Source organism: Sporosarcina koreensis (genome assembly GCF_001531445.1).
Classification (GTDB): domain Bacteria; phylum Bacillota; class Bacilli; order Bacillales_A; family Planococcaceae; genus Sporosarcina; species Sporosarcina koreensis_C.
The window spans coordinates 37,402-58,031 of the sequence record NZ_LQYA01000123.1; the positions used below are offsets into that span (position 1 = coordinate 37,402).

20 protein-coding genes and 1 other RNA gene are annotated in these 20,630 nt (G+C 44.1%); 14 read left to right on the forward strand and 7 right to left on the reverse strand.

Going from position 1 to position 20,630, the window contains the following annotated elements:
• Positions 1–374 precede the first annotated feature (374 nt).
• From AWV70_RS13840 to AWV70_RS13875, 8 genes are all read left to right on the forward strand, one after another.
• Positions 375–1,640, forward strand: a complete 1,266-nt coding sequence (locus tag AWV70_RS13840; protein ID WP_060208259.1) for a ribonuclease H-like domain-containing protein — start codon at positions 375–377, stop codon at positions 1,638–1,640.
• Between the two features lie 98 nt (positions 1,641–1,738).
• The gene (gene gpsB, locus AWV70_RS13845; RefSeq protein WP_060208262.1) at positions 1,739–2,035 is read left to right on the forward strand and encodes a cell division regulator GpsB; all 297 of its coding nucleotides are present in this window, start codon (positions 1,739–1,741) and stop codon (positions 2,033–2,035) included.
• 72 nt (positions 2,036–2,107) lie between these two features.
• Positions 2,108–2,503: RNase P RNA component class B (gene rnpB, locus AWV70_RS13850), an RNA gene on the forward strand.
• Between the two features lie 237 nt (positions 2,504–2,740).
• A complete protein-coding gene (locus AWV70_RS13855; RefSeq protein ID WP_060208265.1) occupies positions 2,741–3,868 on the forward strand; it encodes a THUMP domain-containing class I SAM-dependent RNA methyltransferase in 1,128 nt (375 codons plus the stop codon).
• A 69-nt stretch (positions 3,869–3,937) separates the two neighbouring features.
• Complete coding sequence (locus AWV70_RS13860) at positions 3,938–5,854, forward strand: ATP-dependent DNA helicase (RefSeq protein WP_060208268.1); 1,917 nt, start codon at positions 3,938–3,940, stop codon at positions 5,852–5,854.
• Positions 5,855–6,016: 162 nt separating this feature from the next.
• Positions 6,017–9,619, forward strand: coding sequence for a dynamin family protein (locus tag AWV70_RS13865; protein ID WP_060208272.1), 3,603 nt, complete (start codon positions 6,017–6,019; stop codon positions 9,617–9,619).
• Between the two features lies 1 nt (position 9,620).
• Positions 9,621–10,442, forward strand: a complete 822-nt coding sequence (locus AWV70_RS13870) for a sulfurtransferase (protein ID WP_060208275.1) — start codon at positions 9,621–9,623, stop codon at positions 10,440–10,442.
• Positions 10,443–10,459: 17 nt separating this feature from the next.
• Complete coding sequence (locus tag AWV70_RS13875) at positions 10,460–11,062, forward strand: metallophosphoesterase family protein (RefSeq protein WP_082713629.1); 603 nt, start codon at positions 10,460–10,462, stop codon at positions 11,060–11,062.
• A 32-nt stretch (positions 11,063–11,094) separates the two neighbouring features.
• Here the strand turns inward: AWV70_RS13875 and AWV70_RS13880 are convergent, their stop codons facing one another.
• Positions 11,095–11,505, reverse strand: a complete 411-nt coding sequence (locus tag AWV70_RS13880) for a ribonuclease HI family protein (protein ID WP_060208278.1) — start codon at positions 11,503–11,505, stop codon at positions 11,095–11,097.
• Positions 11,506–11,584: 79 nt separating this feature from the next.
• Here AWV70_RS13880 and AWV70_RS13885 point away from each other — a divergent pair, with 79 nt between their 5' ends.
• Positions 11,585–11,773, forward strand: a complete 189-nt coding sequence (locus tag AWV70_RS13885) for a zinc-finger domain-containing protein (protein ID WP_060208281.1) — start codon at positions 11,585–11,587, stop codon at positions 11,771–11,773.
• A gap of 52 nt (positions 11,774–11,825) precedes the next feature.
• On the opposite strand, the gene AWV70_RS13890 is transcribed toward AWV70_RS13885, so the two are convergent.
• The gene (locus tag AWV70_RS13890) at positions 11,826–12,029 is read right to left on the reverse strand and encodes a cold-shock protein (protein ID WP_060208284.1); all 204 of its coding nucleotides are present in this window, start codon (positions 12,027–12,029) and stop codon (positions 11,826–11,828) included.
• A gap of 295 nt (positions 12,030–12,324) precedes the next feature.
• On the opposite strand from AWV70_RS13890, the gene AWV70_RS13895 reads away from it, so the two are divergent.
• Complete coding sequence (locus tag AWV70_RS13895; protein ID WP_060208287.1) at positions 12,325–12,969, forward strand: HD domain-containing protein; 645 nt, start codon at positions 12,325–12,327, stop codon at positions 12,967–12,969.
• A 90-nt stretch (positions 12,970–13,059) separates the two neighbouring features.
• Here AWV70_RS13895 and AWV70_RS22945 read toward each other — a convergent pair whose 3' ends face one another.
• Complete coding sequence (locus AWV70_RS22945) at positions 13,060–13,440, reverse strand: YmaF family protein (RefSeq protein WP_082713630.1); 381 nt, start codon at positions 13,438–13,440, stop codon at positions 13,060–13,062.
• 225 nt (positions 13,441–13,665) lie between these two features.
• On the opposite strand from AWV70_RS22945, the gene AWV70_RS23475 reads away from it, so the two are divergent.
• Entirely contained in the window at positions 13,666–13,869 is a 204-nt protein-coding gene (locus tag AWV70_RS23475; RefSeq protein WP_160327663.1) for a hypothetical protein, read from the forward strand.
• Between the two features lie 78 nt (positions 13,870–13,947).
• Here the strand turns inward: AWV70_RS23475 and AWV70_RS13905 are convergent, their stop codons facing one another.
• Positions 13,948–15,351, reverse strand: coding sequence for a PQQ-dependent sugar dehydrogenase (locus AWV70_RS13905; protein ID WP_060208292.1), 1,404 nt, complete (start codon positions 15,349–15,351; stop codon positions 13,948–13,950).
• 217 nt (positions 15,352–15,568) lie between these two features.
• Positions 15,569–16,108, reverse strand: a complete 540-nt coding sequence (locus AWV70_RS13910) for a transcription repressor NadR (protein ID WP_153009994.1) — start codon at positions 16,106–16,108, stop codon at positions 15,569–15,571.
• Between the two features lie 89 nt (positions 16,109–16,197).
• Between AWV70_RS13910 and AWV70_RS13915 the strand changes: the two genes are divergently transcribed.
• The 3 genes from AWV70_RS13915 (at position 16,198) to AWV70_RS13925 (ending at position 19,446) form a co-directional block, all read left to right on the forward strand.
• Positions 16,198–17,286, forward strand: coding sequence for a branched-chain amino acid aminotransferase (locus AWV70_RS13915; RefSeq protein WP_060208297.1), 1,089 nt, complete (start codon positions 16,198–16,200; stop codon positions 17,284–17,286).
• A 63-nt stretch (positions 17,287–17,349) separates the two neighbouring features.
• Complete coding sequence (gene menC, locus AWV70_RS13920; protein WP_060208299.1) at positions 17,350–18,462, forward strand: o-succinylbenzoate synthase; 1,113 nt, start codon at positions 17,350–17,352, stop codon at positions 18,460–18,462.
• A 183-nt stretch (positions 18,463–18,645) separates the two neighbouring features.
• Entirely contained in the window at positions 18,646–19,446 is an 801-nt protein-coding gene (locus AWV70_RS13925; protein ID WP_060208302.1) for a DUF6612 family protein, read from the forward strand.
• Between the two features lie 113 nt (positions 19,447–19,559).
• Here the strand turns inward: AWV70_RS13925 and AWV70_RS13930 are convergent, their stop codons facing one another.
• Together AWV70_RS13930 and AWV70_RS24620 are read right to left on the reverse strand one after the other, a co-directional pair.
• Entirely contained in the window at positions 19,560–20,171 is a 612-nt protein-coding gene (locus AWV70_RS13930; protein ID WP_060208305.1) for a stage II sporulation protein M, read from the reverse strand.
• The coding region (locus AWV70_RS24620) for a DUF418 domain-containing protein (protein WP_235588672.1) at positions 20,153–20,630 on the reverse strand (478 nt) is incomplete at its 5' end. The genes AWV70_RS24620 and AWV70_RS13930, both read right to left, overlap by 19 nt.

Consider the following 20,630-nt stretch of genomic DNA (forward strand, 5'->3'; position numbering starts at 1 on the left):
AACATGGTTAAGATCACTAGCAATGTTTTTTCAACTAAAGCACCCCAGATACATAAATAATTCCTCCTGTTCTTTTAAACTTCTAAGAAAAATGGCTTACGGATGATTGTTTCTTATGTATAGCCATACAAAAATATATAATAAGTATATCATTTTTGATTCCGAAAGTTCTGCTTTTTTACGAGTTTTGCTATCTCTATTCAATCTTGTTAAAATTTATTTGTTTTATAGTCACCTGATGATGAAGCCGTTACTTTTCACTAGTGTGGAAGCAGTTGTCATTACGTAGAAAGTTTCAAATCAATACTACATCCCAGTAAATTATTTCTATGATACGATAGCCATAAAAGAAAGAATGGAAGGGGGGGAAACAGATGTCATATGAAGCTAAAATGATGGCAATGAAGAAGCTGCTGAAAAAGAAAGCGCCTCAAGCCGAGGAAACACCCCCAGCTCCGAAACGCGAAACACCCCCGGCCCCTCCTTATGAGAAAAGATGGCTCGCCGCCGGGTTGACGAAAGAGGAAAATGAATACGGCGTTGTGTACAAGCGGACGGTTGTCTACAAACCTCATCATCAGCACGGGAAATTCAAGCTTGCCGGATTATTGGACACCGTGGAAAGATGGCGTGAGTCGGACGAAGTTCATCCTCTGGCACCTGACTTTACACGGCCGCTCGTATTTTTCGATACGGAGACGACCGGCTTGAAAGGCGCCGGCACGCTCATCTTTCTTATGGGTTTCATCGAATATACGGAAGAAGCATTCACATTGACGCAATATGTGCTGCCTGGACCGGATCATGAACCGGCATTTCTATATGCGACAGATCTATGGAAAACACCAATGTCGATCGTCATGTATAACGGGAAAAGCTTTGATATGCCACAAGTACAGACGAGATGGACGATGAATAGAAATGAGTTGCCGCCGTTGCTGAAGCATACTGAAATCGATTTGCTGCACGGGTCGAAAAGGATCTGGAAAAATGAAATGGATACTTTCAAATTGACTGCAGTCGAGGAGGAGCAGCTCGGTTTTTTCCGTGAGGGTGATATTCCCGGACATATGGCGCCGATCATCTATCAAGATGCAGTGAAAAATGGCCGTGCAGAATTGCTGATGAAAGTCCTTCTTCATAATGAATGGGATATCCTTTCCCTCGTTACATTATATATCCGTTCAACAGACCTTCTTTTGCAAGGGGAGGCAATGTCATCCGCGAATACGCAAACGAATATCGGGAAATGGTATACAGACTTGAAATCGTTTAGCCGCAGCAAAGATGTCCTGATGGATGTCATCGCAGAATATGGCACGGAAGAACCTAGGGCGCATTTTCATATCGGATTCCTCCTTAAAAAGGAAGGACGGCATACTGAAGCAATCGAATCCTTCGAAATTGCCGCGGCCGCATTAGCAGGAAGAGAAAAAGTCATCGCCTTTGAGGAATTGGCGAAGCTGTTTGAACATAAAGTGAAGGAGCCGGAAAAGGCGCTTCATTACACAAGGGAAGCGATACGCCATTTGAAACGGGAGGTCGATATGACAGATAAATTCAAAAACCGTATGGGAAATGAATTAATGCATAGGGAAATAAGATTGAAAAGAAAGCTATTTCCCGGGGAAGCGCACTAACCGACAAAATCCTGCGTTACAGCGGAAATAGAAAGACAAAGTTGTACAAAATATGCTATACTTGCGATATGTAAACATTGATGGAAGGGCGTCATTGCATGGAAATAAAACTTGATTCTAAATCAATACTTGAAAAAGAGTTTAAAACAGGTTTACGCGGATATAATCAAGAAGATGTGGATCTTTTCCTGGATACAGTCATACAGGATTATGAAGCTTTTAAAAAAACGATTTCGGAATTGCGAATGGAAAATGAGAAATTGAGGGACGAACTTGCTTCAGCAGCAAAACGTCCAGCTGCAACGAATGCCAATACGACGAACTTCGATCTGTTAAAACGGATTTCCAATTTGGAGAAGCACGTATTCGGCAGCAAATTGTACGACCACGAATAAGCAAATCGATAACGGAAAAGAAATCCGTTGATATTTGTCGAAAATTGCAGTATACTATTGAAACCATAGTGTGAATTCAGGTAATCGCTGCAACATCAGTTGTAGAGGAAAGTCCATGCTCGCACGGTTCTGAGATGACCGTAGTGTTCGTGCTCGGCGAAAAAATAAGCCGTGGCTTTGCGCATCGCGCATTGACGGCGGGGATAAGTCCTACGTGTGCTTTGCACATATGGATGAGGTTCCCTGAAAAGTGCCACAGTGACGTAGCTGATCCGGAAACGGGTCAGATGGAACGCGGTAAACCCCACGAGCGAGAAACCCAAATTATGGTAGGGGCACTCTTCTGAAGGAATTTAACGGATGAAGGGACAGACTTCATTTTAGATGGGTCTGTAGATAGATGATTACCACCCTAAGTACGAGGCGTGAGCCGTTTGAGTACACGGGAACAAAACATGGCTTATCGAATTTGCGATGGTTCAAATAACAATCAATGCTCTCCTTATTCGTTTGGAGAGCATTTCTACGTTATTTGGGGAATTAATTGTTGTACTTACACAGACTACATAATTAAGTAGGAAATATTTATCCTTTCTGCTTGCTGTATAAAAAGACTTTATATAGGATTGAAGCGAAAGGCGGCGACTCCTGCGGAAAGCGTCCGCCTGTAGCGGAAATCCGGTTTAGAATTGGAGTTGAAAATGCATGACAAATTATAAATTGGTCGCCACATCCGCCATGGGGCTTGAATCAATCGTTGCGGATGAAGTGAAGGAACTGGGCTTCCAGACGCAAACTGAAAACGGAAAAATCTACTTTGAAGGTGACGAAACTGCAATCGCCAAAACAAATATGTGGCTCCGTGTCGCGGATCGTGTCCGCATCATCGTCGGCGAATTCACCGCAACGACATTCGATGAACTTTTTGAACAGACAAAATCCCTTCCATGGGAACAATACTTGCCAGTCGATGCGAAATTTCCTGTCGCAGGGAAATCAGTGAAATCGACGCTGTATAGCACTCCCGATTGCCAGGCAATCGTAAAAAAGGCAATTGTTGAACGCCTTAAAACTGCCTATAACCGGGTCGGTTTTTTAGACGAGACGGGTCCTTTATTCAAACTCGAAGTATCCATCTTAAAAGATAAAGTCACATTGACAATCGATTCGAGCGGAGCCGGCTTGCATAAGCGCGGCTATCGTGTCGGACAAGGTGATGCTCCGCTTAAGGAAACAATGGCGGCAGCACTCGTCAAATTGACGCGCTGGAATCCGGATCGACCTTTTGTAGATCCATTTTGCGGGTCCGGAACAATTGCGATCGAAGCGGCAATGATCGGCCAACAGATCGCGCCAGGCTATAACCGTGATTTCAGCAGTGAGGAATGGCCGTGGATCGATCAGGCAATCTGGGACCGTGTCAGGGAAGAAGCGGAAGACATCGCGAAATATGATCAGCCACTTGACATTACAGGATTCGACGTCGATCCGAAGATGATCAAGATTGCCCAGCAAAACGCAGTCGAAGCGGGCTTTATGGATTTGATCAAGTTCGAACAGCGTGATGTCAAAAATTTGACTGTCGAAGGTTTGAATGGCGTGCTCGTCGGCAATCCTCCTTATGGAGAACGATTGGGTGAAATTGAAGAAGCCGAGGAACTTGCACAAGTCATCGGTCATATAATGGATAAGTATCCATCATGGTCCGTTTACATGCTTTCCTCACTGGAAAACTTCGAAACAATGTACGGAAAAAAAGCGACGAAGAAACGAAAGCTGTTCAATGGATTCATCAGAACGGACTTTTATCAATATTGGGGTCAACGAAAATAAGTGATCAGATTAGACGGAAGAGGTCCTGCCTCTTCCGTTTCCATGTGTGAAAAGGAAAGGGGAGCGCAAATGAAAAGGAAAATGCCATTTTCATTAACAAAAGAAAAATCATTCTATGAATCCTTGAATGACTGGATTGGCGATACATTATATGATGATTTGACCGAAAAGGGATTCGAATGCAGAGACGAACAAATCTATATGGCATTTCAAATTGAACAAGCGCTGAAAGAGAAGAAGGTCCTTATGGCGGAAGCCGGTGTCGGAACAGGGAAGACAATCGCCTATCTATTACCAGCCATTGCCTATGCAAGGTATACGGGAAAACCCGCCCTCATTTCCTGTGCGGATGAAACGTTGATCGATCAGCTCGTGAAAGAAGAAGGGGATATCCGTAAAATCAGTGACGCATTGCAAATCGATATTGACGTCCGTCTTGCCAAAGCAAGGGATCAATATTTGTGTCTGAAGAGATTGGATGAAGCAGTGGACGCCTCCATGGAAGATTTTGCGGAAAATGTCCATAGCGGCTTACCCGATTTCGTCAACGGCAATGCTTCCCTCCAATCGGTCTTCCCGTACGGGGAGCGCTCCGATTATCCTCATTTGAACGACGAACAATGGAAAACAATGAATTTCCATCCGATCCAACAATGTGCGGCATGTGATATCCGGAATCGATGCGGACAGACAATCCACCGGAACCACTATCGCGAAGCGGCGGATTTGATCATTTGCTCACATGATTTCTATATGGAACATATTTGGACGAAGGAATCGAGAAAGCGACAAGGTCAAATGCCATTGCTTCCTGACGTATCGATGATCGTTTTCGATGAAGGACATCTACTGGAATATTCGGCACAACGAGCGCTTACGTATGAAGTTCAAAATCATACGCTGCTCAATTTGATGGAGCGGGTCATGGTGGACGGGGTACGGGAAGAGACGCTGCAATTGATGGAACGCTTGATTGACGTCCATGAAGATTTCTTCCGGCTTTTACGATCTGCATCGAAAGAGAGCGCGGATGAACGGAAAGCAATCCGGAAAAGTGGAGAAATCCTTTCGGTTGGAAGGGAAGCGATCTCCATCTCTACCGCTTTGCTGGAAGAGTTCGTGTTCGAAGGCGAACTCTATATCATTCCAGAATATGATCTGAAAATGGTCGAGGAATACTTGGAGCAATACATGTATTCGATGGAATTATTTGTGACTGAAAACGACGCGGTCGACTGGCTGGAAGAAAGCGAAGATGGAATGACGCTTATTATCATGCCGAGGCTCGTCACGGATATTTTGAAAGAAAAGCTGTTTTCATCCAATGTACCGATCGTCTTTTCATCGGCTACGCTTTCGGTCGGACAGGATTTTTCGTATATATTGGATAGTCTTGGCATCGATGATTTCCTATCATTTTCGGTGGAATCGCCTTTCGATTATAAAGAAAAGATGGAAGTCATCGCAGCTGATATCGACGAAGGGGAAAAGCCCAACTATGTGCTGGACTTGTTGAAGGATGGACAACAAACATTGCTGCTTTTCAAATCGGAACAATCGATGAAAAAATTCCAGGCGGAGTTGAATGAAGAGCAAAGAAAGGGAATGGCTTTCGAGGGGGAACGGGAATTATCGTCCATCATCCGTGACTTCCAGCAGAAAGAACTTTCCGTGCTCTGCTCGTATCATTTATGGGAAGGTCTCGATATACCGCAAGATGCGCTCACTCGGGTCATCATCTATGATTTACCGTTCCCTCCCCATGATCCATTATTCGATGCGCGTAGGAAACATGCGGAAAATCCGTTTGAGGAAGTGGATTTGCCATTCATGCTACTTCGTTTAAGGCAAGGCGCTGGAAGGCTTATTCGGACATCGGAGGATTCCGGTACCGTGCATATCCTATTGGAAAATGCCGAACAGGAAATGAAAGAAGTGATTGCTGGGATTTTTCCGGTGGAGCTTCAGACTTTCGTCAAGAAATAATGAAAATAGCTGTCTTCCTGATCGATGTATCTCGATTGAAGACAGCTTTCCTTGTTCATGGAAAAAGAGGACGGTATACATAAACTTCGAATTTTCAATCAGGATCGATCGGTTCAGAATAATGGTATAGTAGATAGAGAATGTTAGGAAGGGTCGAATATTATGTTTGATAATGAACTCTTAGTACGAACAGCTATTTACGGTCATTTATTTAACAACAATTACGACGAAGAACGTGTAAGGAAAGCGGCTTCCTTGTCTCGAAAGTTAATAGACGAGGAGTTTGTCATCGGATTCGCAGGTCATTTCTCGGCAGGCAAATCCTCTATGATCAATGCATTGACCGGCGAAGATTTTTTGCCGACCAGTCCAATCCCGACGAGCGCCAATATTGTCAAAGTGAAGAAGACCGATGAAGAGTTTGCGATCATCCATCGGACGGTTGGTTCGCTCGTCAAATACAAAGGTCATCACTTTTTTGATGCGATCAAGTCCTTCAGTAAGGACGGCGCGGAATTTTCTCTTATCGAAATCGGGCATCCCGCATCCAAATTACCGGAAGCGATAACGGTCATGGATACGCCAGGAGTCGATTCGACGGATGATGCCCATCGTTTGTCGACGGAATCGGCGCTGCATCTGGCTGATCTCGTGTTCTATACGATGGATTATAATCATGTCCAGTCGGAACTGAATTTCAAGTTCACGAAAGAGCTTTTGCGTTATAATGCCAATGTTTATCTGATTATTAATCAAATTGACAAGCACCGGGAAAGTGAATTGCCTTTTGAAGACTTCAAGAAGTCTGTTGAAGATTCTTTCAAATTATGGGGCGTTGAGCCGAAAGGAATCTTTTATACATCTTTAAAATCTGTTGACCTTCCATTCAATGACTTCGAAAAGGTGAAAGCAATCGTTGAAGGCTCGATTGTCAATTGGAAAGATCATTTCTTAGAAAACGCTGAACAATCGCTGTTGAAATTGAAGGAAGAGCATTTGGAATTTCTAGAAGATGAAAAGACCGATTGTAAATCTGCTTATTCAGAAATCGTTTTGGATGATGAATGGAGTCAGTACGAAGAACTCTCCATGGAAGTGGGGGAATTGAAGAAGCGTGCCTCCCTTTTGTCAGGGGACGAGTTTTACGCAACATTTGAAAGGGAACGAAATGATTTGCTGCGCAACGCTTCCATCAGCCCTTTTGAAACGCGAGAGCTGTTGAAGGACTATTTGGAGTCGAAATCGCCTCGGTTCAAAGTCGGCCTCTTATTCGGTGCAAAGAAGACGGCAGAGGAAAAAACGAAGAGAAGGGAATCCTTAGCTTCCAACTTGTCAAAACTGATACATACACAAATTGAAGTGCATTTGAAGGCACTCATGAAAAAGACGCTCAAAGATGCCGGATTGTTGACGGATGAGCGGTCCATTGAAATTGACGGAATGGATATGTCGGTGCCGTTTGAAGAGATTGACACCTACTTGAATGTTTCGGATGTTGTTACGGGAGATACTGTATTGAACATGGCGGAACAAATGAAATCGGCCATCCAGCAATTTTTCCGCAAACGGACAGAAGACTGGAAACAAGAAATGTCGTCGATCGCCGCTTCTGCGGGCAATGAACATTCGGAACAGCTTCTTCAATCGATCCAATCGCTTGAACAAAAGCTTGCAGCCATTGCACAAGTGAATGAAATCGATCATAAAATAGCTGAATTCACCGAGAGTATTTCCGCTCCGTCAGCAAAGTTACAAGCTTCAAGCGAATCTTTGCTTGAACAATGGGAAAAGAGACCGGCTATTGAAACGATCGAACTTAATGGGCTGGAAACGGCGGCGAGCGAGACGGATTCTGAAACGGTAGAGCAGGAACAGGAACTTGCCATCGAAGTTCATCCGACCGGTTTGGATGCGGATAGCGTCATCGATCAGGCGCTTCGTATTGCGCAATCTGTCATGGAGATCCCCGGATTTTCGGAGACGGCCGATTATTTGCGAAACAAAGCAGATCGTCTAGCCCATCAGGAATTCACAGTCGCCTTATTCGGAGCGTTCAGCGCCGGGAAATCATCCTTTTCCAATGCATTGATTGGCGACCGTGTACTGCCGGTGTCGCCAAATCCGACGACAGCTGCCATCAACCGGATCCGACCGGTTTCAACCGGGAAAGCTGATAGAACAGCCGATGTTCATTTGAAAACGGTCAGCCAGATGACCGAAGATGTTGCATTTTCATTCGAAGCGCTCGGAATGCCGATTGCTACATTAGAAGAAGCGTTCCAAAAAGCCGGAGATGTTTTGGTGAAAGAGCTGGAAAACGAAAGCCTGCACATCCATAAAACATTCATCCGCGCGTTTCAGACGGGCTATCCGATTTATAAGGATCGACTCGGGTCTGTCATGAATGTCGATCAAACCGAATTTACCCGATTTGTGGCGGAGGAGGAGCGCAGCTGTTTCGTTGACTCGATTGACTTGTACATCGATTGTCCATTGACGAGGCAAGGGATAACGCTTGTTGATACACCGGGAGCGGATTCCATTAATGCGCGGCATACCGATGTCGCTTTTGAATATATAAGGAATGCGGACGCAATCCTTTTCATCACTTATTATAATCATGCGTTTGCGCGAGCCGACAGGGAGTTCCTCATCCAACTCGGGCGCGTGAAGGATGCTTTTGAATTGGATAAAATGTTCTTCATCGTCAATGCGATCGATTTGGCAAACAATGCGGAAGAAGCGGAAACGGTCCTTTCATTCGTTGAAGGGGAACTGGCTGCATTCGGAATCCGTCATCCTCGTGTCCACGGCATCTCAAGCCTGCAAGCATTGGAAGCAAAGCTCGATAATCGTCAGGACAGCTCGATGGAAACGTTTGAAAAGCATTTCGCTCATTTCCTGAAGGATGATTTGAAAGGGCTTGCCATTCAGGCTTTGGAAGAAGAGTCAACGAAAGCGGTCAACAGGCTTGCCACATTGATTGATCGGGCGGAAGCGAACAGATCACGCAAGGCCGAGCGTATGTTGGAGCTTGATCGCTTCGAACAGGAAGTCCGTGCCCGTTATGCGAATGGTTTTGCAGAGGTAATCCGAAAAGCTTCCAGTAATGAGTTGAATGAATTGGTTTATTATATTTTACAGCGGGTATTCCTTCGTTTTGGGGACTTCTTCAAGGAAGGCTATAGTCCGTCAACATTTGCCAATCATCCAGCTGAAAGGGCGCTGAAGATGGCGCTTGCCGAAACGGTGCAGATGGTAGGCTTCGATTTGACGCAAGAGTTGAAAGTGACCAATTTACGCATGCTGAATTTCATGAATAAATTATTGAAAGAGCGGGAGCGTTCCGAAATGCGCTTCCTTAGCGAAAAGGACAGTTCGATTTCTCCTTCTCCATATGAAGCGGAAGATGCTGTGATGCTATCATTCGCAACTCCTTTTGAAAACGCGGCGGTCTATAAGGATGTCAACAGGACATTCAAAAATCAGAAGTCGTTTTTCGAAAAAGGCGATCGTCTCGTATTGAAAGGCCGACTGGAAGAACGGCTGAAACAGGATGCCTCCATCTATTTAGGCAAGGAAAAAGAACAGATTGAGGTTTGGGCAGAGCAGTGGATCGAGGCGGAAGCGGAAGGGCTGCGGCTTCATTTATTGAATCAGAGCATCAAGCAGGTAGAAGCTGAACGATCCCTCTTGCAAGATACGGAGCAATTGGAGGAATGGCGAACTATTCACGAGTATATCCAACTAAAGGGGATGGGTTGAAATGAGTGAAGTTTTCAAGTCGATCAAAAATATGGATATCAGCAATGCAAAATGGATAGATACCCGTTTTTCATTGCAAGACAGCGAATCGGGGAGAAAAAAGTTTGAAGAGGGGCATAGTAATGGAGCGATCTACTGGCATCTCGAGAATGATCTTTCCGATATGACAAAGAAAACAGGAAGGCATCCTTTGCCCGATAAGGAGACGTTGACGTCGTTATTCCGTAAAAGCGGTCTTGACCTCGATGACCGGATTCTTATTTATGACGATGGCGGCAGCCCTTTCGCGGCAAGAGCATGGTGGATTCTCCAATACGGTGGGTTTCAAAATTCCTTCATCGTAACGGAAGGATTCGAGGAGCTTGCAGCACACGGAGTCCCTGTATCTCGAAACGCAGTGATGCCAGAACAATCCAATGTCGTCCCTGTTTGGGATGATGCGATTTTTGCCTCCCGTGAATTTGTCGAAATGACGGTTGAAGGGAAAACCGGAAATGTACTGCTCGATGCCCGTTCCGCGGAACGCTATCGCGGTGAAGTCGAACCGATCGACCCGATTGCAGGGCGTATTCCGGGTGCGCTGAATTTTGATTGGGAACAGCTGAAAAAAGATGGTTCTTTCAACTTGCATGTGGAAGTGGGCGAGCAGCTGTCCCGAGTCGTGAAGAAAGATGAAGAAGTCGTCGTGTACTGTGGAAGCGGCGTAACAGCTGCCCCGTTATTTGCGATGCTGAAGCAGAATGGCTATGAGCATGTCAAGTTGTATGTTGGGAGTTTCAGCGACTGGATTTCTAGGGAAATCGTTGAAGTGGAAAAGGGGTAAATTAAGGCGGTGACATCATGAATATGCAATATGCAATTATAGGGGATGTCCATTCCTCAAAAGAGGATTTGGCGGACGTCCTGTCCCATATTAAAGAACGGGCGCCCGAGGCCGTTTTGATCGGTATCGGGGACCTGTTCGAATGCACAATCAGCAAGCGCAATATGCATGAGCGCAAGTTTAACAGCCTTGAAGAAGTGATGCTCATACCTGAAGGTTTTGTTGAGCTGCTTACGTTTCCTTCGGTGAAAGGGAATCAGGAAGAACGGATCTTGTTCATTACCGAAACGGATGATCCTTTGCTTGGAATGCTCTCTGCGATGCCCGAAAGAATTCAACTCGGCGAGGCGGAAGTGATTCACGGCCATCAATGGAAGTGGGGCGGGGAACCGTGGTCGTTATTGGAAGCGGGAGTGTCGAAACGTCTGACGTTCTACGGCCATAGCCACCGTTCCGCGTTACTGCGCAATGGAGTAGCGGAAGAGGTCATTCTGTTCGATCATCCATATGATGTGAAAGACGGCCAAACTCTCGTCAATGTCGGGGCTGTCGTTTCCGATAAGGAATGGGTGCTTTATGACAACATTCAAGACACAGTTACATTCATGAAAGTGAAGTAGGATAAGGAGCATTTGCCAGTCGGTGAATGCTCTTATCTATTTCCTTCGTCCTTTTTCTCTTGTTTGTGGATCGCTTCCCGGGCAAGTGCATCTGCCGCGCGATTTTCACTGTCCGGTATCCATTTAATGAAGAAAAACTCGAACGTTTTTGAAATGGCTAAGATTTTATTCAAATAGTCCTTATGTATTTCGTTTTTCACAAATTCATTTTCTACAGCTGAAACGACAGCTTTTGAATCAGAACGGGCGGAGACGATGCCTGTCGTCAGTTTTGCGGCTTCTTCCATTCCGCGGAGAAGTGCAATAAATTCAGCCGTGTGATTGTTCGTCGGCTCGATTGGTTCGGAGAGTTTTACTATTTTACCTTCTCCTTTAATGTATATTCCAATACCGCTTTTGCCAGGATTTCCGGCACTTGCGCCATCCACGTACAATTCGATCATCTTCCATCTCTCCTTATCTTTGTTGCAACCTGTTGAAAAGCATACTAAAATGAATGAACGAACTTACCAGGAGGCTGCTATGGATAAATTAACAGTCATGAATGAAATCAATGAAGTGCTTGATACGTATTGTGAAGGATGTTTTGTCAAAAGGCAACAGGCGAAGGACATCGGGAAAGCACGAGCGCATCAATTTTGCATCCGGACATGCACAATCGGGGAACAACTTCGATTTTTAGGGAATGAAATGAATAAATTGACAAAATAATATCCCGCCAGGATTCTCTAGGCGGGATACTGCACGCTTACTCATTCATCATTCATGTTATCGTCAAGACATTTGCCGCTTGGGGTCCGCGGTTACCTTCTATGATTTCGAAGGATACGGTCTGGCCTTCATCCAATGTCTTGAATCCTTCTGACATAATGCCAGTGTAGTGGACAAACACGTCTTCGCCGTTATCCGTTTCAATGAAGCCGTAACCTTTTTCATTGCTGAACCATTTTACTTTACCTTGGTACATGCTTATTCCTCCCTCGGCATTTCAATGTCTTCCCCATTATTAACATGGTTGCATTTACTATACATGAATCGACAATATACGTCAATTACATGCCTAAATTTTCAGTCGAATTGTAAAAGAGGACTTTAATATACCGGATTTCCGCTCCAGGCGGATGCTTTCCGTGGGCATGGCTTTAGTCTCCTCACTTCGCTTCGCTTCGTTGCGGGGTCTTCAGCTCATACTATTCCCACAGGAGTCGCCGCCTTACGCTTCAATCCTTATATAGGAAAATAAAAAATGAGAAGGTGTTCAAATGGGAAAAATTATTGAAAGATGTACAGAGCAAGTGATCGCAATCTATGAACAGTTCGATGCCAGCCATGATTATGATCACATTTTACGGGTCATGAAAAATGCTGAAGACATTGCACGGACAATGCCTGAAGCGGATTTGCCGGTCATAAGGCTTGCCGTCCTGCTGCATGATATCGATGATCCGAAATATAAAGAATTTGGCAGTGTGTCTGCATCAGAGCTCCTTCGTTCGGCTAAAGCAGATGACGAGTTGGCGATGAAGGTTGTGGAAACAATCAAAAGCGTTTCGTTCAACGGTGGCAACGAAGAGGAGATTGTCTCGATTGAAGGTGCCATCGTGAGGGATGCGGACCGGCTCGACGCAATCGGTGCAATCGGCATCGCCCGGACTTTCGCATTTGGAGGGGCAAGGGGACGGAAATTATATGATGCGGAGGAAATCGCAAGAACGGAAATGTCCGAGGATGAATACCGGTCCAAAGAAACGGCCTCCGTCACGCATTTTTACGAAAAACTGCTTTTATTGAAAGATTTGATGGTGACCGAGGAAGGAAAACGTCTTGCGGGGGAACGCCATGCCTTCATGGTCGCTTTTTTGGAACAGTTGAAGTTTGAAACAGGGATTGACGGAAACGGTAAATAAGCCGCAATTAAAGCTTTGTGGTTTGGTTAACAATTACTATTCAAATGATCCCATTGAAAAGTAAAAACCCTTTGGAACTCCAAAGGGTTTTTATAAACTTGTTCTTCCGCCATAACTGTGTCTATGGGGATTAGCACCATTTACGGTAGTAAAACCACTAAACTCATGATAATGACCGCCGTTAGGAAGTTGAATAGCTGGCCCAGTAACTCCACGAATCTCATGTCGATGTCGATCATCTACAGTTGTAAAAGTGAAGTATCTATGAGTGTGTGGTACACCACTTGGGGCTGGTTCAGTAGTTCCAGCATATGTGTGATTATGCCCTACATCAAAAGAAGTGACACCTCTAAGTTCATGGACATGTGCGGGTACGGGTATTCCATCCCATTGAGTAATAAGTAGCTGATGGGAGTGCATATAATCCGAACCGTCTGAATGATACATGAATCCTGAAACTGGTATTTCCAAAAGTGTAGCTCCTTTTTGCTTTTTCAATACTATATGTATGCGAAGTAAAAAAGGTTTCAAACTAATGTTGATGAGGCGATACCTAATTTTATTTTGGAGTCATACGTCTAATTGAAATACCAGTTGAAGTTTACCAATGTTACATGTAGGCGAATGCACAGATTGCAATCCTTGCCTAGCATAACCTAAACCGGGATCAAAAGGAGGAGTAAATAATGAGACAATTTGATTACGATCGATTTGACAGGTTCGATGATGATGACTTTGACTACGATTTTGACAGTTATGGCAGGCGTCGCAGAAGACGACGTCCACGTTTTCAATACCCCTTTTTCCCGTTTTATCCATTCTACCCACCATATCCACCATACTATCGCTATCCATACTACAGCCAACTATACTACCGTCCTTATGGCTATTAATACATAAGATGCCTATCTCAAAAACGAGGACCGCCAAAGTTTTAAAGATACTGTCGGTCCCGTTTCGTTTACGTCGAATTATCAATCACGATACAATTTCAAATATAGTACCTTTGTTATAATCAGTCACATTCATAGAACCGTAAACCCCTAAATATAGTCTCGTTTGATTCAGATTCGTTCCTAAACTAACATAATAAGCTGATTGAGACCCAAAATTAGTATCGGTTTGAATAACACTAAAATCATTTAATTTACCATCTGTTCTTACCCTTGTATAAGCTAAAACCCCTCTACCCGGAACCTTCCGCGCTATATCGGTAAACACGACGCTTCCCGTTAAATCGTGGATTTCATTTCCCATATAGGCTTGCACGCCTGTAAGTGCAGTTCCTCCAAACTTATTGAGTCGGGGATCTTGATGAAAATAACTAGTTAACGGCTGAAGACGCTTGAACGAAGTTATTACCGCTTCATTGTAATAAGCAATTGTTTTCTCATCCAAAGTCGGATTTGCGGAGCAGCCACTTATAATCGAAGTGGGAAAGGAACCTTCCCATCCCCGCCAGCCAAAGTTGATGATTCCTTCTTCGTCAGGTTCAGCATTTCTTAAAGCAGATTGAATAAGCTGAGGTACCGGTATTGGTTTATATTGAACGAATGAAAAAATCGACTCTACCAAATCCTGGCCGACATTTCCCGCATACTTGATATACTGATTATAAAACCGTTGATATGAAATGCCTGGGATATTTCGAACGCCTTTGGCAATGACTGTAAGTGTTTCCTGAATAGTTGCGGGAAGTTCATTAAAACGTGTGACTACGGGTGGATCATTGATAAATGTATTCATATCTACATCAATTTCAATTATTTTTCCTGCTATCTCCATAGCATTCTGACTTAAATTAAATGGATCATAGCCTGATCCACCATCTCCGGTTGTTAAAACAAGTCTTCCTGTTTCAGGCGAAAAGTTTAAGCTGTTGACGCCATTATGATTTGAAAATGGTCTTCTTAAGTTAAGTAATGTCCGTCGTTTTTGAGGTTGACTTTTTCGTTGTAAAATCCATTCTTCGACTGTGTCAATATGATCATATTGCGTTTCTCTATTTATCCACCTTAGGTTTAAAGTTCCAGGATCGCATGGGTTAGGCTTGAAAGGTTCTGGAAGAGCACCTGGACCTTGTGTTCCGGCTACTGAATAATGAAGATAAAACAGACCGTTAAAATAAAAGTTAGGATGAAACGCCAAACCTAGCAATCCCCGTTCATCATACCCGCCACTAGCCCCCCCTAATTTTATGATTCGCGAGCGAATATCCAAAAAAGTTCTTATCTCACCGTTTCCTATGTAATAGATCTCACCTATCTGGGTCGCAATAAATAACCTTTCAATGGATTCACCCGGAAGTATAGCTGTTTTCATGACAGTGGGTAGATTTATCTTATTTACAAGGGGTCGTAAACGAACCTTAACTTTTCTCAACTAACGTTACACTCCTTCTTATTGTTTTCTTTTTTTAGAATATGATTAGAACTGTTCTATTAGTCCAAATCAAGGTAGGGCCATCTGGCGATGTGTTGCACTATTTACCGCGCCAAAAACAAAAAAACACCATCTGATGAAAGATGATGTAGGTACGATAAACCTTGCTGTATAAAGGTTCTGAGTTACATGAAATTTTCTTCCGAATTAATTTCCTTCATTCAACGAGGATACCCGCTTTTTTTAATGTGATTTCGGCATTGTCGATTTGATGTTGTTCGTCGGCGACGACCGTATGGAGATGGATGCCCCCCTCAGATAAATTGGAAAGGTACGCTGCATTCGCTTCATTGACCTTTGCTATGAATTCTTTCACTTCCAGACGATTCGCGACCATTATGGAAGCGCTCAAGTCGCCGTAAACGGGATGTTCAATTTTCACATCTTTCACAGTCAAACCGTGATCCACGAGGATATTCAACTCTTCCTCCGTTTGGTCAGGTGCATGCTGACAGACAAGCACTTTCTCGATTTTCTCCGGTCCTACAGATGCATGCATATAGATGTACCCTTGGCTTGTCGCAAGGATCGGTTCCTTCTTCGCTTTCAATAATGTGATATCCCCGACGATGACTTGGCGGCTGACATTCGTCAGTTCACCAAGCTCTTTGCCGGTCATTGGGCTGTCGGCTTTTTGTAATGTTTTTAAAATCAATTGCCGGCGTTCATCCCCAGGCATTTTCTCAGTTATCGTCAACGTCATCCCTCCATTTCATTCATTTTATCATATCTGTTACCGCTGTTTCGTGTATAATGAAAAAATACATAGCAAAAGGGGGATTTACGATGACGAATTTACTAATCGATATTGAAAAGACCTTAAACCCGAAAACGAAGCCTGCGTTCGATCAGCTTTCATTCGGCACTGTTTTTACTGACCATATGTTTACAATGGATTATTCCGAAGAACAAGGTTGGCATGATCCGAAGATTGTCCCGTATGAGCCAATCCTGCTCGATCCTGCGGCAATGATATTCCACTATGGACAAACGGTGTTCGAAGGATTGAAAGCATATGTGACAGATGACGAGGAAGTGCTACTGTTCAGACCCGAAGAAAATATGAAGAGATTGAACCGTTCGAATGAAAGGCTGTGCATCCCGGCGTTCGACGAGGAACTCGCTCTTTCCGGCCTACGGAAACTGATTCAAGTCGATAAGGATTGGATTCCGAATATCGAGGGGACGTCCCTTTACATCCGGCCTTTCATTTTCGCGACACAGCCTTATTTAGGGGTTGCTCCGTCGAAAACGTATCGCTTCATGATCATTCTTTCACCGGTTGGCGCCTATTACAAGGAAGGCATCAACCCCGTTAAGATTGCGGTAGAATCTGAATTCGTCCGTGCGGTAACGGGCGGGACAGGCAGTGCGAAAACGGCAGGCAACTACGCAGGCGCCATGAAAGCGCAAGAAGTGGCGGAAGCGAAGGGGTATTCGCAAGTGCTCTGGCTCGATGGGAAAGAACACCGTTACATCGAGGAAGTCGGCGCGATGAATGTATTTTTCAAATTGAACGGGGAAGTTGTCACACCTGAGCTCAATGGAAGCATTTTAGAGGGGATCACACGTAAATCCGTCATTGAATTGCTACAACATTGGGACATTCCTATTACCGAACGGAAGATTTCCATGGAGGAGCTTTACGAAGCTTATCAGTCCGGGCTATTAGAGGAAGCGTTCGGCACGGGAACTGCAGCGGTCATCTCTCCGATCGGGGAGCTTTATTGGAATGAAAAGAAAATCACTATTAACGACGGAGAAATTGGCGAATTGGCACAAAGGGTCTATGATACGATGACAGGCATCCAGACGGGAAGAGCAGAAGACCCGTTCGGCTGGCGGATGACAGTGGACGTTGAAACCGTAAAGTAATTACAGGCATCCTGTCGCAACGGCAGGATGTTTTTACACATTTTCAGGGAAGGGGTATCGATTTTGCGAATTACAAAAGTGACGATCCGTAAAATGAAAATGAGAATGAAGGAAACTTTTTCAACAAGCTTCGGGACTATGCAAGATAAGCATTTTTTATTGCTAGAAGTTTATGATGAGCTGGGGAATTCGGGCTGGGGTGAATCCGTTGCATTCGACGCCCCGTGGTATACGGAGGAGACGGTGGAAACGAGCTTGCATATGCTTAGTGATTTCCTCATCCCACTTCTGCTTGGGAAGGAAATCAGCCATCCTGATCAGGTAGGCAATTTGTTTTCTCCGATCCGCGGCAACAATATGGCAAAGGCGTCCATTGAAGGCGCCATTTGGGATCTGTACGCCAAACGGAAAGGGATTTCATTGGCTGAAGCGTTAGGCGGTCAACGTGAGCGAATCGAAGTCGGTATTAGCATTGGGATTCAAAAGGATCTAGCCGGCTTGATTGATAAAGTGCAGAGATATTTGGAGGAAGGCTATAAACGGATTAAAGTGAAAATCAAGCCGGGAGCTGACGTTGACGTCCTCCGAGGACTGAGATCCGCTTTTCCAGACGTGCCGCTTATGGCGGATGCCAATTCGGCCTATTCACTAGGCGACATCGATTTATTGAAGCAGTTGGACGACTTCGGCTTGCTGATGATTGAGCAACCACTCGCACACGATGACATCGTCGATCACGCCGTCTTGCAAAAACAATTGAAGACGCCGATCTGCCTTGATGAAAGCATCCATTCCGTAGAAGATGTGCGAAAAGCAGTCGAGCTCGGAAGCACAAAAGTCATCAATGTGAAGATCGGGAGAGTCGGCGGCTTGTCCGAAGCGAAACGGATTCATGATTATTGCATGGAGAAAGGTGTTCCCGTCTGGTGTGGCGGCATGCTTGAAGCGGGAATCGGCCGCGCCCACAATATTGCCTTGACGTCGCTTCCGAATTTTACACTTCCAGGTGATACGGCAGGCTCATCCCATTACTGGAAAAAAGATATTATCGAGCCCGAAGTGATTGTGACTGATGGCTATATCACTGTACCGACTGCATCGGGAATCGGTTTTACGCCCAATCTCCGCACCATTGAGGAATTCATGACAGACATATGGCATTTTAGAGAAGATTGAATGGAATGACGTTATAAACGAGAACTTTGTCTGCAAGAATGAAAACTCTTGGCGAAATGAACGAGAACTCTTTCAGTTTCGTGCTGCATGCAACTTCTCTTGCAGAATATCCGTCTAATGGATTGATGAAGTGCGCACAATCCAGTAAAATGTACATAGGTTTTGAAGAGAGGAAGTTTACATGTGAAAAAAATAATCAGTGCCCTTGCTGTCGGTTCGCTCGTTCTTCTTTTGGCTGCTTGCAGCAGTTCTGGAGAGGCACAAAAGAAAATGACGGCTGGAGATTTATTGGATAAATCCCAAGAAGCGATGGAAAAATCGTTGAAAGCTGTACGAGCCCATATTGTCTACGATGATTACGCAGTGACTGTGTATGACGGAGATATCGAAAATCCTGAAAAAGCTGGTGCAAAATTCGATATGAAGATTGACGCTTTCCTTGATCCGATGAAAGTACGCCAGAAATCAATCATTTCCCCACGAGGCGTGAGAAGCTGGAAGCAAGATTTATACCAAGTGGGTGACCGGACGTTTGCAAAGCCTGAAAAGGAAAGCGACTGGGAAGAGCTGCCATCCGGATCGATTGAAGAATTGTTCGGAACGCTGGCTGCCGAATCGCATCCAATGCTTGACCTATCCAAATTCAAAGAGTTTGAGGATGAGTTTGTACTAGAACCGATTGAGTACGGATACGCATTGAGTTTGTCACTGGACCGCAACGATTACAAGCGGATTAAAGAACTTTTCCCAGATATCGGACCATCTCAGGATGGCTTCAACATCGTTGACAAAATTGAATTGGTCATCACTTTCAATAAAAGCACTTCGTACGTGACGAGCTTCAAATGGTCTTCCGATATGAGGAATTATAGCGATGGGAATTCATATCGTTCGCGTCAGAAATTGAATGCGACGTATAGCTATTTTAATGATATCGAAGATTTCAGTTTGCCACAGGAAGTAAGTAAGATAGCAGCGGAATAAAACGAGGACGGATCCAATTAAAGTACACCCCAGAAGTTAGAGTCAAACTAACTTTTGGGGTGTTTTATTATGTAGATTGATATCTGTATGACCTATTTCTCGAATTATATATTCTATTGAAAAAATTGGTATATCAAATCCGCTGCATACGTTTCCAAAAAGGCGGCTATAGTAATAATTGGTAAAACAAAAATTCCGTAAAACTTTACTGCTTTCACTAGTTTTTCGTTAAAAGATATCTCTACTTTGTCCGTCTTGAATAGATTTTTTATTTTTATTCTGACAGCCCGATTCAATTCAAAAAGGGTTGCCGCGAGCAAGCAAAAAGCAAAGATTTCAAAAACAAAGTGAGGGATGGAGGAAAAAATCATCCCAAAACCTTTGTCCGCATCGATTCGCAAAGCGATGCCGAAAAGAATACCAGGTAAGGATACAGTTGTCATGATATTTAAGACATACAAAAACTGTATGGGAATCAAGGCTAATAGGAACATTTGTAAAGGTACTGAAAAACCGTTATTCACAATGAACGCCCAGACTTTATGGATACCGCGAGAATCACTCAATGTGTCTGACGATTGATTTCCGATTCCATCAAGCACATCATTCACATCAGGATTGATGAGGTATGTGATGAGGGTTGCTAGGATTGTTAAAGATATTGCGAATATAAAAAAGAAAATGGCTCTTTTACATATTGTTTTATTTATGAAGGACGACTTAATTTCAGATCACTCTCCGTTTCTTCAGTAGAAGGGATATCCATTTTCCGCTGCTTCTTCGAGGAAGTAGAATATGATAAATATGTCCCGATTCGGACGATTTTTTCCAAAGGTCCGTAGCGAAAATATTTGGTGTAAAGGAAACTGAAAGCAATTTGCATCGTAAAGATGAGGATGCCAAGCAACATCGCTTTGAAAACACCAATTTTACCGAATACACCAAACCCATAGCCATAAAAGATTGTTGTGCAAATGATTGTTTGGAGAATATAATTCGTTAACGATAATTTGCCGACTTGCTCGAAGTACGATAACAACCGGGATGTAGATGTTATGCTGTACAAAAGGCCAATTAAACTAATATAGCCGAAAGCGATTATAATCCCGCCTGTCATTTCAAAACTTGGAGCCGATAGGAAGTACCCGTATGTTTTCATGCCTAGTCCTAAAATGAGTCCTATG

Coding starts and splice junctions, on each gene's coding strand:
- AWV70_RS13840 (WP_060208259.1), top strand. CDS start 375: ATGTCATATGAAGCTAAAATGATGGCAATGAAGAAGCTGCTGAAAAAG.
- gpsB (WP_060208262.1), top strand. CDS start 1,739: ATGGAAATAAAACTTGATTCTAAATCAATACTTGAAAAAGAGTTTAAA.
- AWV70_RS13855 (WP_060208265.1), top strand. CDS start 2,741: ATGACAAATTATAAATTGGTCGCCACATCCGCCATGGGGCTTGAATCA.
- AWV70_RS13860 (WP_060208268.1), top strand. CDS start 3,938: ATGAAAAGGAAAATGCCATTTTCATTAACAAAAGAAAAATCATTCTAT.
- AWV70_RS13865 (WP_060208272.1), top strand. CDS start 6,017: ATGTTTGATAATGAACTCTTAGTACGAACAGCTATTTACGGTCATTTA.
- AWV70_RS13870 (WP_060208275.1), top strand. CDS start 9,621: ATGAGTGAAGTTTTCAAGTCGATCAAAAATATGGATATCAGCAATGCA.
- AWV70_RS13875 (WP_082713629.1), top strand. CDS start 10,460: ATGAATATGCAATATGCAATTATAGGGGATGTCCATTCCTCAAAAGAG.
- AWV70_RS13880 (WP_060208278.1), bottom strand. CDS start 11,505: ATGATCGAATTGTACGTGGATGGCGCAAGTGCCGGAAATCCTGGCAAA.
- AWV70_RS13885 (WP_060208281.1), top strand. CDS start 11,585: ATGGATAAATTAACAGTCATGAATGAAATCAATGAAGTGCTTGATACG.
- AWV70_RS13890 (WP_060208284.1), bottom strand. CDS start 12,029: ATGTACCAAGGTAAAGTAAAATGGTTCAGCAATGAAAAAGGTTACGGC.
- AWV70_RS13895 (WP_060208287.1), top strand. CDS start 12,325: ATGGGAAAAATTATTGAAAGATGTACAGAGCAAGTGATCGCAATCTAT.
- AWV70_RS13915 (WP_060208297.1), top strand. CDS start 16,198: ATGACGAATTTACTAATCGATATTGAAAAGACCTTAAACCCGAAAACG.